15 protein-coding genes are annotated in these 12,833 nt (G+C 70.1%); 2 read left to right on the forward strand and 13 right to left on the reverse strand.

Annotation, left to right across the window (positions count from 1 at the left end):
* Positions 1-114: 114 nt before the first annotated feature.
* Positions 115-963, reverse strand: a complete 849-nt coding sequence (locus B5D80_RS06035; protein ID WP_088642775.1) for a 3-hydroxyacyl-CoA dehydrogenase family protein — start codon at positions 961-963, stop codon at positions 115-117.
* Positions 964-1,073: 110 nt separating this feature from the next.
* Positions 1,074-2,513, reverse strand: coding sequence for a UDP-N-acetylglucosamine 1-carboxyvinyltransferase (gene murA, locus B5D80_RS06040; protein WP_088642776.1), 1,440 nt, complete (start codon positions 2,511-2,513; stop codon positions 1,074-1,076).
* On the opposite strand from murA, the gene B5D80_RS06045 reads away from it, so the two are divergent.
* The gene (locus tag B5D80_RS06045) at positions 2,512-3,084 is read left to right on the forward strand and encodes a cob(I)yrinic acid a,c-diamide adenosyltransferase (RefSeq protein ID WP_088642777.1); all 573 of its coding nucleotides are present in this window, start codon (positions 2,512-2,514) and stop codon (positions 3,082-3,084) included. The genes murA and B5D80_RS06045 overlap by 2 nt on opposite strands.
* The gene (locus B5D80_RS06050) at positions 3,060-3,485 is read left to right on the forward strand and encodes a VOC family protein (protein WP_088642778.1); all 426 of its coding nucleotides are present in this window, start codon (positions 3,060-3,062) and stop codon (positions 3,483-3,485) included. Before B5D80_RS06045 ends, B5D80_RS06050 begins: the two co-directional genes overlap by 25 nt.
* Before the next feature lie 22 nt (positions 3,486-3,507).
* On the opposite strand, the gene B5D80_RS06055 is transcribed toward B5D80_RS06050, so the two are convergent.
* The 11 genes from B5D80_RS06055 to B5D80_RS06105 all read right to left on the reverse strand — a co-directional run bounded on the left by B5D80_RS06055 (position 3,508) and on the right by B5D80_RS06105 (position 12,775).
* On the reverse strand, positions 3,508-3,963 hold the full coding sequence (locus B5D80_RS06055; protein ID WP_088642779.1) for a DUF2550 domain-containing protein: 456 nt from the start codon (positions 3,961-3,963) through the stop codon (positions 3,508-3,510).
* 12 nt (positions 3,964-3,975) lie between these two features.
* The gene (locus B5D80_RS06060; protein ID WP_067312863.1) at positions 3,976-4,254 is read right to left on the reverse strand and encodes a F0F1 ATP synthase subunit epsilon; all 279 of its coding nucleotides are present in this window, start codon (positions 4,252-4,254) and stop codon (positions 3,976-3,978) included.
* A 135-nt stretch (positions 4,255-4,389) separates the two neighbouring features.
* Positions 4,390-5,631: an LCP family protein gene (locus tag B5D80_RS06065; RefSeq protein WP_245854272.1), complete on the reverse strand. Its 1,242-nt coding sequence runs from the start codon at positions 5,629-5,631 to the stop codon at positions 4,390-4,392.
* A 215-nt stretch (positions 5,632-5,846) separates the two neighbouring features.
* Positions 5,847-7,304: a F0F1 ATP synthase subunit beta gene (atpD, locus tag B5D80_RS06070; RefSeq protein WP_088642781.1), complete on the reverse strand. Its 1,458-nt coding sequence runs from the start codon at positions 7,302-7,304 to the stop codon at positions 5,847-5,849.
* Positions 7,304-8,233 carry a F0F1 ATP synthase subunit gamma gene (locus B5D80_RS06075; RefSeq protein ID WP_088642782.1) on the reverse strand — a complete coding sequence of 310 codons (930 nt, stop codon included), beginning with the start codon at positions 8,231-8,233 and terminating at the stop codon, positions 7,304-7,306. Before B5D80_RS06075 ends, atpD begins: the two co-directional genes overlap by 1 nt.
* Positions 8,234-8,242: 9 nt before the next feature.
* The gene (atpA, locus tag B5D80_RS06080) at positions 8,243-9,886 is read right to left on the reverse strand and encodes a F0F1 ATP synthase subunit alpha (protein WP_088642783.1); all 1,644 of its coding nucleotides are present in this window, start codon (positions 9,884-9,886) and stop codon (positions 8,243-8,245) included.
* An 87-nt stretch (positions 9,887-9,973) separates the two neighbouring features.
* Positions 9,974-10,795 carry a F0F1 ATP synthase subunit delta gene (locus B5D80_RS06085; RefSeq protein ID WP_088642784.1) on the reverse strand — a complete coding sequence of 274 codons (822 nt, stop codon included), beginning with the start codon at positions 10,793-10,795 and terminating at the stop codon, positions 9,974-9,976.
* Positions 10,795-11,334: a F0F1 ATP synthase subunit B gene (locus B5D80_RS06090; protein ID WP_088642785.1), complete on the reverse strand. Its 540-nt coding sequence runs from the start codon at positions 11,332-11,334 to the stop codon at positions 10,795-10,797. Before B5D80_RS06090 ends, B5D80_RS06085 begins: the two co-directional genes overlap by 1 nt.
* 29 nt (positions 11,335-11,363) lie before the next feature.
* Positions 11,364-11,597 (reverse strand): ATP synthase subunit c family protein, encoded by a 234-nt coding sequence (locus tag B5D80_RS06095; RefSeq protein WP_067312849.1) that lies wholly within the window; start codon positions 11,595-11,597, stop codon positions 11,364-11,366.
* Between the two features lie 132 nt (positions 11,598-11,729).
* Complete coding sequence (gene atpB, locus B5D80_RS06100) at positions 11,730-12,527, reverse strand: F0F1 ATP synthase subunit A (protein WP_088642786.1); 798 nt, start codon at positions 12,525-12,527, stop codon at positions 11,730-11,732.
* A gap of 11 nt (positions 12,528-12,538) precedes the next feature.
* On the reverse strand, positions 12,539-12,775 hold the full coding sequence (locus B5D80_RS06105) for an AtpZ/AtpI family protein (RefSeq protein ID WP_088642787.1): 237 nt from the start codon (positions 12,773-12,775) through the stop codon (positions 12,539-12,541).
* Positions 12,776-12,833: the final 58 nt, after the last annotated feature.

Genomic DNA, 12,833 nt, shown 5'->3' on the forward strand with positions numbered 1-12,833 from the left:
GGCCGGCCGGGGGGCGGGCCTTGATCGACTCAGTTGCGCCGATATTGCGGTGTCCGCTTGGCGGGATACCGCAATATCGGCGATCTGGCGAACCGGCCTGGCCGGCACCGGGGCTCAGTAGGAGTAGAAGCCCTGGCCGGTCTTGCGACCCAGGTCACCGGCGGTGGCCATCCGCTGGAGCAGCTCCGGCGGGAAGAACTTCTCGTCGGCCGTATCGGTGTAGATGTTCCTCGTGGCGTTCAGCAGGACGTCCACGCCGGTCAGGTCGACCGTGGCCAGCGGACCCATCGCGTGGCCGAAGCCCAGCTTGCAGGCGGTGTCCAGGTCCTCGGCCGACATCACCCCCGACTCGACCAGCTTGACCGCCTCCATCGCCAGCGCGCAGATCAGCCGGGTGGTGACGAAACCGGCGATGTCCCGGTTGACCACCACCACCGTCTTGCCGATCTCCTCGGCGAACGCCTTCGCGGTGGCCAGGGTCGCGTCGCTGGTCTTGTAACCGCGCACCAGCTCGCACAGCTTCATCATCGGCACCGGGGAGAAGAAGTGGGTGCCGACGACCGACTCCGGGCGCTGCGTGGCGGTGGCGATCTGGGTCACCGGGATGGCCGACGTGTTGGTCGCCAGCACCGCGTCCGCCTTGCAGATCTTGTCCAGCGCGCGGAACACCTCGTGCTTGATCTCGATCTTCTCGAAGACCGCCTCGACCACGATGTCCGCGTCGGCGGCGGCCTCCAGCTCGGTGGTCGGGGTGATCCGGCCCAGCGTGGCCTCGACGTCGGACGCCTCGATCCTGCCCTTCTCGGCGAACTTCGTCAGCGACTTCCGGATGCCGTCCACACCGCGCGTCGTGGCCGCGTCGTCGATGTCGCGCAGCGTCACCTGCCAGCCCGCCTGCGCCGCCACCTGGGCGATGCCGGAACCCATCAGCCCGGCCCCGACGACCGCGAGTCGACCCGCCATCTGCTTCTCCCTCGCCTGCGATTGAGTGTCTGCCAGCACCCTAGTAGGCGAGCCTGAACGACCGCTAAGCCCCGGACGATCGGGACCGGCGACGGGAGGCGGCGGGCGGGTCAGATGGTCAGCTCGGGGGTCTCCGCGGCGGTGCCCCGTTCCACCTCCACGCCGAGCGCCCGCAGGTCGGCCACGAAGTCCGGGTAGCCCCGGTCCACGTGGTGCACGTGGGAGACCTCGGTGACGCCGTCCGCGCAGAGCCCCGCGATGATCAGCCCGGCGCCGGCCCGGATGTCGGTGGCCCGGACCGGCGCGCCGGAGAGCCGGTCCCGGCCCCGGACCACGGCGTGATGGCCGTCGGTCTTGATGTCGGCACCGAGCCGCACCATCTCGTTGGCGAACATGAACCGGCCGTCGAAGATGTTCTCGGTGATCAGTGACGCCCCGTCGCTGACCGCCGCCAGGCCGATCGCCATCGGCAGCAGGTCGGTGGCGAACCCCGGGTACGGCAGGGTCACCACGTCCACGGCGGCGGGCCGGTCGTCGGCGCGGACCCGGAAGGCGTCGCCCCGGGTCTCCACCAGCGCGCCGGCCGACACCAGCTTGTCCAGCGCGACCTCCAGGTAGGCCGGGTCGATCCCGGTGACCGTCACGTCCCCCCGGGTCATCGCCGCGCCGAACGCCCACGTCCCGGCGACGATCCGGTCCCCCACCGTGGCGTGCCGCACCGGGCGCAGCGCGGGCACCCCGGCGATGCGCAGCGTCGAGCTGCCGCAGCCGGAGATCCGGGCGCCCATCCGGTTGAGCATCGTGCAGAGGTCGACGATCTCCGGTTCCCGGGCCGCGTTGTCGATCGTCGTCACGCCCCGGGCCAGCACCGCCGCCATCACCAGGTTCTCGGTGGCGCCCACGCTGGGGAAGTCCAGCACGATCTCGGCCCCCCGCAGCCCGTCCGGGGCGGCGGCGATGACGAAGCCGTGCTCGCCGGAGACCTCCGCGCCCATCCGGGCCAGCCCGGCGATGTGCATGTCCAGGCCCCGCGAGCCGATCGCGTCCCCACCCGGGTGGGCCACCCGCACGTACCCCCGGCGGGCCAGCAGCGGGCCCAACACGCAGATCGACGCCCGCAGCCGACGCACCAGGTCGTAGTCGGCGTCCGCGCCGGGCTGCTCGGGCACGTCGATGACGACCGACCGGGAGCGGGCCTGCCCGTCGTAGGCGACCATCGGGTCCACCGGGTCGTCCGCCGCGAAGTGCACCGCGCAGCCGAGCCGGCGCAGCACCTCGCCCATGATGGCGATGTCGGTGATCCGGGGCACGTTCGTGATCACCGTACGGCCGGGCGCCAGCAGCGCCGCCGCCATCAGCTTCAGCGCCGAGTTCTTCGCCCCGACGACGTGCACCGTGCCGGCCAGCCGGGCGTCGCCGCCGACCCGGATGACGTCGACCGCGTCGACCGCCGGGTCACCGGCGTCACCCGGCCCCACCTCCGCCGGCCAACCGGCCGCAGCGGGCCGTGCCGGGATCGTCAGGTCCGGTATCCGTAGGCTGTGCGTCATGGCCGTCCACCTCACGCGCATCTACACCAAGGCCGGCGACGCCGGCATGACCAGGCTGAGCAACAACGAGCAGGTGCCGAAGACCGATCCCCGGATCGCCGCGTACGCGGATGTCGACGAGTGCAACGCCGCGCTCGGCGTGGCGCTCGCCCTGGGGCAGCTCGACGACGAGCTGCGGGCCGTGCTGGAGTCGATCCAGAACGACATGTTCGACGTCGGCGCCGACCTGGCCACCCCCGTCGAGCCGGACCCGGCGTACCCGCCGCTGCGGGTCACCGAGGAGTACGTCGAACGCCTCGAAGGCTGGTGCGACGAGTACAACGGGCGACTGGGCAAGCTCGACTCCTTCATCCTCCCCGGCGGCACCGCTGGCGCGGCGCTGCTGCACGTGGCTCGGACGATCGCCCGGCGCGCCGAACGGGCGGCCTGGGCCCTGGTCGCCCACGATCCGGATCGCACTAGCTCCCTTCCGGCAAAGTATCTCAACCGCCTCTCCGACCTGCTGTTCATCCTGTCAAGAACGGCCAATCCGGGCGGCGATGTGCTATGGGTGCCGGGCGGCAGGCGCTGAGCACGGGCGGGCTGCACCACGTCGAGGTCTGGGTGCCCGACCTGGCCGCCGCGAAGCGGAGCTGGGGTTGGCTGCTCGGTGAACTGGGCTGGACGCCGTACCAGGACTGGCCGGCCGGCTGCTCCTGGCGGCACGGCCCGACGTACCTGGTCGTCGAGGAGTCCCCGGCACTGACCGGGCGGGTCCACGACCGGCTCGCCCCGGGGCTCAACCACCTGGCCTTCCACGCCGGTCCGCCGCACGCGGTGGACCGGCTGGTGGCCACCGCCGCGGACCACGGCTGGACGCTGCTGTTCGCCGACCGCCACCCGCACGCCGGTGGTCCGGACAGCTACGCCGCCTACCTCACCGACGGGCAGGGCTACGAGGTCGAGCTGGTGGCCGCCGTCGGGGCACCGTGACCGCGACCGGGCCGCTGCCGGGTCAGGCGGCGGGCCAGTCCTGGGAGGCCATACGTGGCGAGGCCGCCCCGGGCGGGGCGGCCTCGAGCCAGGAGGAGAAACCGGTCACCGTGGATCGGGCCATGGCGATCTCGACCGGGGCGTGTTGACTGGTACAGCGGAGGATCACCCAGTCGGACGGCATGGAGAGCCGTTCCTGGCCCTCGGGCAGCCGCCGCCGCTCCACCACCAGCTCCTTGCGGGAGAGCACCCGCTTGGGCCGCAGGGCGAAGCTGAACATCCGGTACCAGCGGAGCTGGTCGCCGACGAACCGCGCGAAGCCCGGTGACCAGCCCCGGCCGTCCAGGACGGTGGTGACCCGGACGCTCAGCCGGATGATGCCGCCGCTACGGGTGACCAGGGCCCGCCGGACGAAGAGGATCAGGAGCGCGGCGAGGATCACCGCGATGCCGATTCCGATCCCTTCGACGATCTCCATCGGCGGGTGGGCTCAGCGGGCCGGAGTGGCCGGGGTGGCGCTCTCGGCGAGCACTGTCACGCTCTCCGCGCCGACCGACAGGAACCCGCCGGTGATGTCGTAGGCGACCTGCTGGCCGCCGGCCTGCTTGATCCGGACCTGGCTGGGCTCGGCGAGCTGGCCGAGCAGCGGCGCGTGCCCCGGCAGCACACCCAGCTCGCCTTCGGTCGTACGGGCGACGACCATCTCGGCCTCGCCGGACCAGACCTTCTCCTCGACGGCTACGAGGTCGACGTGAAGCTGCTGTGCCACGCTGTCTCCTTGCTGCGGCGACGGATTGCCGAAAGTCTAGTCGGACCGCCGTCGCCGACCCAACGCGGGTGCCGAGACCTGCACCACCGTCCGGCGTGTCGGCTGGCCGGACGGTGGTGTCGGCACCCCGCGGGGTCACTTGACCTTGTTGCGGAACTCCGGGTGCTCCAGCAGGAAGGCGTCCAACTGCTCGTCCTTGAGGGCGGCGAAGAAGTCGTCGGCGGCGGGCAGCAACCGCTCCCCCCGGTAGCCGTTGCCGGTGCCGATCCCCTCCCCCGGCAGCTTGATCAGCTCGACGTTCTCCGAGCGGATGTCCTTGAGCGCGATGGCGAAGTCGACCACGCTGTTGCCCCGGCCGTTGAAGGTCAGCGACTGGCCGGCGGCCCGGATCACCCGGTCCAGCTTGATCGGGTTGGTCACCACGTCGGCGCTGAACGCCTGGCTGACCATCGCCTTGATGAACTGCTGCTGGTGCCGCTGCCGGCCGTAGTCGGCGTCCGGGACGCCGTTCTTCGGGTAGCGCTGCCGGACGTAGTCCAGCGCCTGCCAGCCGCTGAGGTGCTGGTTGCCCTTCTTGTAGACCGCCTGCGGCCCGATGTACCCCTCGCCGTACGGGTTGCCCTTGCGGTGCTTGCCGTTCGGCTCGCGGTGCTCGGAGCGGACCTCCCGCTCGATGTACATGTCGACGCCGCCCATCGCGTCGACGATCTTCTGGAAACCGGTGAAGTTGATGATCGCCCCGGCGTCGAACCGGGTGATCCCGGTCGCCTTCTGCACGGTCTTGGCGAGCAGTTCGAAGCCCTGCGCCGCGCTGGGGTTCTTGCCCTCGACGATGCTGCCGTGCGACATCGCTCCGTTGATCTTGCCGGAGCCGCCCCGGTAGCCGGCCTTGTCGAACTTGGGGATGTCGACGTAGAGGTCACGCGGCACGGAGAAGATGTACGCCCGGTCCAGCGACTCGGGCACGTGCAGCACCATGATCGAGTCGGCCAGCGGCGGGGTCTTGGCGTCCCGGGGGTCGATGCCCACCAGCAGGATGTTCAGCGGGCCCTTGACGTTGCTCTTGCGCTCCTGCGCCCCGGCCGCCTTGTCGCCGAACAGGTCGGCCTTGCCCACCGAACCCTCGTAGCGCGACAGCAGCGTCTCGTAGCCCACCAGGACGGCGCCGCTGAGCATCAGCAGCACGACTCCGAAGATGGTGCACGCGCGCGCCCAGCGGGGCACCCCGGACCAGATCGACCGCTTGCCACCCTTACCGGCTCTGCCGGCCTTGTCGACCGTGCCGGCCTTACCCACCGTGCCGGCCTTACCGTCCCTGCCGCCCTTGCCGGCCTTGCCCACCAGCAGCTCCATTCGTCGCGCACGGGGACTCGTCACGAGGATTCGTCACGCCCACGAAGAGGAGACGGGCGTACCCGGTCGAAAAGTTGCACCAGACCGACACCCGGATCCGAGAGTCGTTCTCGGAACGGTACCGCGCCCCCGTGGCGACCGCTCGCCCGGCAACCGGACACCGGCCCCCACCAGGCAGGAAAGGCCGAAGGCCACCCCGGTCGACCGGGGTGGCCCTCGTAGCACGACTGTCCGGGGGCTCAGCCCTCCGACATCAGCTCCTTCGCCTTGCGCTCCAGGTCCTCCAGACCGCCGCACATGAAGAAGGCCTGCTCGGGGAAGTGGTCGTACTCGCCCTCGCTGATCTTCCGGAACGCGTCGATGGTCTCCTCGATCGGGACCGTCGAGCCCGGCACGCCGGTGAACTGCTCGGCGGCGTAGGTGTTCTGGGAGAGGAAGCGCTCGATCCGGCGGGCCCGGCCGACGGTGAGCTTGTCCTCTTCCGAGAGCTCCTCGATACCGAGGATGGCGATGATGTCCTGGAGGTCCTTGTAGCGCTGGAGGATGCGCTTGACCTCGGTGGCCACCGCGAAGTGCGCCTCGCCGACGAACTCCGGGGCGAGGATCCGGGACGAGGACGCCAGCGGGTCCACGGCCGGGTAGATGCCCTTGTCGGAGATCGACCGCTCCAGGTTGGTGGTCGCGTCCAGGTGGGCGAAGGTGGTCGCCGGCGCCGGGTCGGTGTAGTCGTCGGCGGGCACGTAGATCGCCTGGAGCGAGGTGATGGCCTGGCCCCGGACGGAGGTGATCCGCTCCTGGAGCTCGCCCATCTCGTCGGCCAGGGTCGGCTGGTAACCCACCGCGCTCGGCATCCGGCCGAGCAGGGTGGAGACCTCGGAACCGGCCTGGGTGAAGCGGAAGATGTTGTCGATGAAGAGCAGCACCTCCTGCTTCTTGACGTCCCGGAAGTACTCGGCCATGGTCAGCGCCGACAGCGCCACCCGCAGCCGGGTGCCCGGCGGCTCGTCCATCTGGCCGTAGACCAGCGCGGTCTTGTCGATGACGCCGGACTCGGTCATCTCGGCGATGAGGTCGTTGCCCTCACGGGTGCGCTCACCCACGCCGGCGAAGACCGACGTACCACCGAAGTTCCGGGCCACGCGGGTGATCATCTCCTGGATGAGCACCGTCTTGCCCACGCCCGCGCCGCCGAACAGGCCGATCTTGCCGCCCTTGACGTACGGGGCGAGCAGGTCGATGACCTTGATGCCGGTCTCCAGCATCTCGGTCTTCGGCTCCAGGTCCGCGAAGGCCGGGGCCTTGCGGTGGATGCCCCACCTGTCGTCCGCGTCGAGCGTCTCGCCCTCGGTGAGGTTGAGGCACTCGCCGATGGCGTTGAAGACGTGGCCCTTGACCGCGTCGCCCACCGGAACGGTGATCGGCGAGCCGGAGTCGGTCACCTCGGCGCCGCGGACCAGACCGTCGGTCGGCTGCATCGAGATGGCCCGGACCAGGTTGTCACCCAGGTGCTGGGCGACCTCCAGGGTGAGCGTCTTCGCGCCGCCGGAGAGGTTCACCTCCACGTGCAGGGCGTTGAACAGGGTCGGCATGGCGTCGCGCGGGAACTCGGCGTCGACGACCGGGCCGATGACCCGAACCACGCGACCGGTGGCCGTACTGGTCTCTGCCGGTCCCCCGGCAACTGCGGATACAGTCATCACACTTCACTTCCCGACGCGGCCAGCGCGTTCGCGCCGCCGACGATCTCACTGATCTCCTGGGTGATCCCGGCCTGGCGGGCCGAGTTCATCTCACGCGTGTACTTCTCGATCATCTCTTCGGCGTTGTCGGTGGCGCTCTTCATCGCCCGCCGCCGGGCCGCCGACTCGCTCGCCGCCGACTCCAGCAACGCCGCGTAGATCCGCGTGTTGATGTACTTCGGCAACAGCGCGTCGAGCAGCGACTCCGCCTCCGGCTCGAACTCGTACGCCGGCAGCAGCCCCTCGGAGCGCGGCCGGTCCTCGACCTGCATCGGACCGATGATCTTCGTGACCGGGTTCTGGGTCATCAGGCTGTGGAACTCGGTGTAGACGATGTGCAACTCGTCGATGCCGAGCACGCCGTCCGGCCCGGCGTCGCCGTCGGTGTCGTCGGCACCGGCGGTGAACGCCGCGATCAGCGTCTCGCCGACCTCACGGGCGTCGGCGAACGTGGGCTGCTCCGAGAAGCCGGTCCAGTTCGCCGCGATCTGCCGGTTGCGGAACCGGTAGAACGTCAGGCCCTTGCGTCCGATGACGTAGAGCACCGGCTCCTTGCCGTCGGCGGTGAGCCGGGCGATCAGCGACTCGGCGGTCCTGATCGCGTTGGAGCTGTACCCACCGGCCAGGCCCCGGTCGGAGGTGACCAGCAGGACGCCCGCCCGCCGCACCCGCTCGCGCGGGGTGAGCAGCGGGTGGTCGATCCGGGCGTTCGAGGCCAGCGCGGTGAGCACGCCGGTGATCGCCTGGGCGTACGGCAGGGACGCCGTCACCCGGGCCTGGGCCTTGGCGATGCGGCTCGTCGCCACGAGCTCCATCGCCTTGGTGATCTTCTTCATCCCCTTCGCCGAACGGATTCGCTGGCGAAGAACGCGTACCTGGGCCGCCATGAGTCAGCCCTACTGCTTCTCGGCGTCGCCGCCGGCGTAGCGGGTGACCGTCTCCCGGTCCGACTCGCCCTCCAGCGGCTTGGCCGGCGCGTCGTTGACCCGGCGCTCGTCGGCCTTGCCGAGGAAGACCTGCTTGAACTCGCCGATGGCCGAGTCGAGCGAGGCGGAGATGTCGTCGCCCCACTTGCCGTCCGCGATCGAGGCCAGCACACCCTCGTGCTTGTGCCGCAGGTACTGGAGGAACTCGGACTCGAAGCGACGGATCTCGCCGACCGGGACGTCGTCCAGCTTGCCCTCGACGCCGGCCCAGACCGAGACGACCTGCTCCTGCACCGGGTACGGCGAGTAGTTCGGCTGCTTGAGCAGCTCGACCAGCCGGGAACCCCGGTTCAGCTGGGCCTGCGAGGCCTTGTCCAGGTCGGAGGCGAAGGCGGCGAACGCCTCCAGCTCACGGAACTGGGCCAGGTTGAGCCGCAGCGAGCCGGAGACCTTCTTCATCGGCTTCATCTGGGCGGCGCCACCGACCCGGGAGACCGAGGTGCCGACGTTGATGGCCGGCCGGACGCCCTGGTTGAACAGGTCGGACTCCAGGAAGATCTGGCCGTCGGTGATGGAGATGACGTTGGTCGGGATGAAGGCCGAGATGTCGTTGGCCTTCGTCTCGATGATCGGCAGGCCGGTCATCGAGCCGCCACCCAGCTCGTCGGAGAGCTTCGCGCAGCGCTCCAGCAGGCGGGAGTGCAGGTAGAAGACGTCACCCGGGTACGCCTCACGGCCCGGCGGGCGACGCAGCAGCAGCGACACGGCCCGGTACGCCTCGGCCTGCTTGCTCAGGTCGTCGAAGACGATCAGGACGTGCTTGCCGCCGTACATCCAGTGCTGCCCGATGGACGAGCCGGTGTACGGGGCGAGGTACTTGAAGCCGGCCGGGTCGGACGCCGGGGAGGCCACGATGGTGGTGTACTCCAGCGCGCCCGCGTCCTCCAGGATGCCCTTGATCGAGGCGATCGTGGAGGCCTTCTGGCCGATGGCGACGTAGATGCAGCGGACCTGCTTCTTCGGGTCGCCGGAGCGCCAGTTGTCCCGCTGGTTGAGGATGGTGTCCAGCGCGACGGTGGTCTTGCCGGTCTTCCGGTCGCCGATGATCAGCTGCCGCTGGCCCCGACCGATCGGGGTCATCGCGTCGATCGCCTTGATGCCGGTCTGCAGCGGCTCGTCGACCGACTGCCGGGACATCACGTTGGGGGCCTGGAGCTCCAGCTCGCGGTAGCCCTCGTCGGCGATGTCGCCGAGGCCGTCGATCGGCTGGCCGAGCGCGTTGACCACGCGGCCGAGGAAGGCGTCGCCGACCGGTACGGAGAGCACCCGGCCGGTGCGCTTGACGCGCTGCCCCTCCTCCAGCTTGGCGGAGTCACCGAGAACGACGACACCGATCTCCCGCACGTCGAGGTTCAACGCCACGCCGAGCGTGCCGTCCTCGAACTCCAGGAGTTCGTTGGTCATGGTCGAGGGCAGGCCCTCGACGTGGGCGATGCCGTCACCGGTGTCGGCGACGGTGCCGACCTCCTCGCGGGAGACGTCGGTCGAGTAGGAGGAGACGTAGCGCTCCAGGGCGCCGCGGATCTCCTCCGTCGAGATGGTCAGCTCGGCCATCCTCTGCTTCCTTAAGTATCAGGGGCCCGGGATACCTAGTACCGACCGGTCCGAATGGCGTCGATCAAAGGGCGGCGAGGCCGCTGGTCAGCGCTGCACGAGCGCGTTGCGGGTCTCGTTGAGGCGGCGCAGGACGGTGCCGTCGTACAGGTCGGAACCGACCCGCACGCTCACCCCACCGAGCACCTCCGGGTCGACCGTCTGCTTGACGGAAACCTCTCGACCGTACATCGCGGAGAGGCGGGCACCGAGCCGTCGCTCGTCGGACTCACTCAACGGAGCCGCCACGGTCACGTACGCGACCTGACGGTCCCGCCGGTCGGCGGCCAGCTCGACCAGCCGGGTGAGCGCCCCGGTGAAGGAGCGTCCCCCGAACCCGCCGAGAGCCACCTCGACGAGGCGGACGGTGACCGGCCGGGCCTTGCCGGCGAGCAGTTCCCGGGCCAGCCCGGCCCGCTGCCCGGCCGGGGCGATCGGGTCGGCCAGCGCCGCGGAGAGCGCGGACTGGCCGGCGACCACCTGGCCGAAGCGGAACAGCTCGTCCTCGACCTCACCGAGGTCGCCCGCGGCGTCGGCACTGGCCAGCAGCGCCTCTACCCCGAGCCGCTCGGTGCCGTCGAGCAGCTCCGACGGCGTCGACCAGCGGCCGGCGACCAGGCCGGACAGCAGGTCGAGCGCGTCCGCGCCGATCTTGCCGGCCAGGATGCCGTTGAGCAGCGCCGCACGGTCGTCGCCGCTGCGGGCCGGGTCGGACAGCGCCCGGCGCAGCCGCGGCTCGCCCCGCAACAGGGCGGCGACGGAGAGGACGTCGTCGGCGGTGGTCGCCACCGCCGACGGCTCCGCCCCGCGGACGTACGCGTCGAGGCGCTCGGCCGCGACCGCGTACGACTCCCGGCTGGCGGCCTGCATCAGCGGGCCCCCGTGCTCTCGAGGTTGCTCAGGAACCGGTCGACGGTGCCCTTGCGGCGTGCCTCGTCGGCCAGCGACTCGCCGACGATCTTGCTGGCCAGGTCCACCGCGATGGTGCCGACCTCGGCCCGCAGCTCACGCACGATGGTGGCCCGCTCGGCGGCGAGCTGCTCCTTGCCGGCCGCGATGATCCGGTCGGACTCCTCCCGCGCCTTGCCGAGGATGTCCTGCCGGATGCCCTCCGCGTCGGCCCGGGCGTCGTCCCGGATCTTGGCGGCGTCGGTACGCGCCTCGGCGAGCTGCGCGCGGTACTGCTCGAGGAGCTGGTTGGCCTCGGCCTGGGCGGCCTCGGCGCGCTTGATCCCGCCCTCGATCGCGTCGACCCGGGCCTGGAACGTCTGTTCCATGCGGGGGAAGACGAACTTCATCAGCACGAAGCAGAGCACGGCGAAGGCGACGCTGCCGACCACGATCTCCTGCCAGAGCGGGATGATCGGGTTGTGCGTCGACTCACCACCCTCAGCGGCGAGGAAGTACATGGATGACCTCCCGGTCTGCAGGGGCCGGGTCAGCCGGCCCAGATGAAGCCGAAGGCGATGCCCAGCAGCGCGAGCGCCTCGATGACGGCGAAGCCGATCCAGACGTACGGCAGGGTCATCCGGGACGACTCCGGCTGGCGGGCCGTCGACTGGATGTAGGCGGCGAAGACCAGGCCGACGCCGATGCCCGGGCCGATGGCGGCGAGGCCGTAGCCGATGGCGGCGGTGCTGCCGGTGACCTCGGCGAGAACGCTAGCGTCCATGGGTGTGGTTCCTCCTGGGTATCTCGCGTGACTCTCACGCGGGACGACAACGGGTTGATGCGGTGGACCAGTGCTCGCGAGCGAGCCCCCGCCCGTGGACCAGTGCTCGCTTTCGAGCCCCCGCCCGGTGGATCAGTGCTCGTCGGCGAGCGCGCCCTGCACGTAGCTTGCGGTGAGGACGGTGAAGACGTAGGCCTGCAGGCAGATGACCAGGAATTCGAGGAAGGTGAGCGCGATGGTCATCACCCAGGACAGCACCGAGACCGGCGCGAGCCAGGCGTTGGCGCTGAGCATCGCGAAGCCGCCGAGGGTGAAGACCAGCAGCAGCATGTGCCCGGCGAACATGTTGGCGAAGAGACGCACGGCCAGCGAGAACGGCCGTACGAGGAAGGTGGAGAAGAACTCGATCGGGATCAGCAGCGGCAGGATGTACCAGGGCGCCGGCGGGATCAGGGAGTTCTTGAAGTACTTCACGAAGCCGTGGTGCCGGATGCCGACGTAGTTGAACATCACGTAGCTGATCACGGCGAGGACCGCCGGGAAGGCGATGTGCGAGTTCGGCGAGATCTGGAAGAGCGGCACGATCGCGAAGAAGTTGGTCAGCAGCACGAAGCAGAACAGCGTGGTGAAGTACGGCGCGAACCGCACCCCCCGGTGCCCGATCATGTCGACCGCGATGTTGTTCCGCACGAAGCCGTAGATCGACTCGGCGAGCCACTGCTTCTTGGTCGGGACCAGCTGCGGCTTCCGGTAGGTCGCCAGGAAGAAGATGATCAGGATGCCGACGGCGACCCAGACCATCGCCGTGATCTTGGTGAACCAGTACGAGTCGTGCGCACCCCAGGGCAGGATGCTGGGCAGGTAGAAGTCCTCCACGCTGGGTGGGAATGCCGCCTGGCCCGCTGCCAGGACGTTCGCCTGTCCGAACACCGCGTCCCTTCCTAAGTAGGCGTGCCGAGCCGACGGACGACCAGGATGATCCCCCCGGCCATGCCGAGCACGACACCGATCCCGGTGGCGATGCCGCCGGAGTCGAGCCACTGGTCGACCAGCCAGCCGATGAAACCCCAGACGAGCATGCCCCCGATGAGGTACGAGAGCGCGGTCCAACCCTGACCGGCGCCGGTCGGAACGTCGTCCGGGCCACCGGTGGGTCGGGGGTTCTGGTCACCAGCCATGACGGGGCGAACGATATCAGCCGGGGAGACGAGGCTGTGCCTCACCCCCCGCACAACC

Origin of the sequence: Micromonospora wenchangensis, assembly GCF_002210435.1 — a bacterium.
Lineage (GTDB): Bacteria > Actinomycetota > Actinomycetes > Mycobacteriales > Micromonosporaceae > Micromonospora > Micromonospora wenchangensis.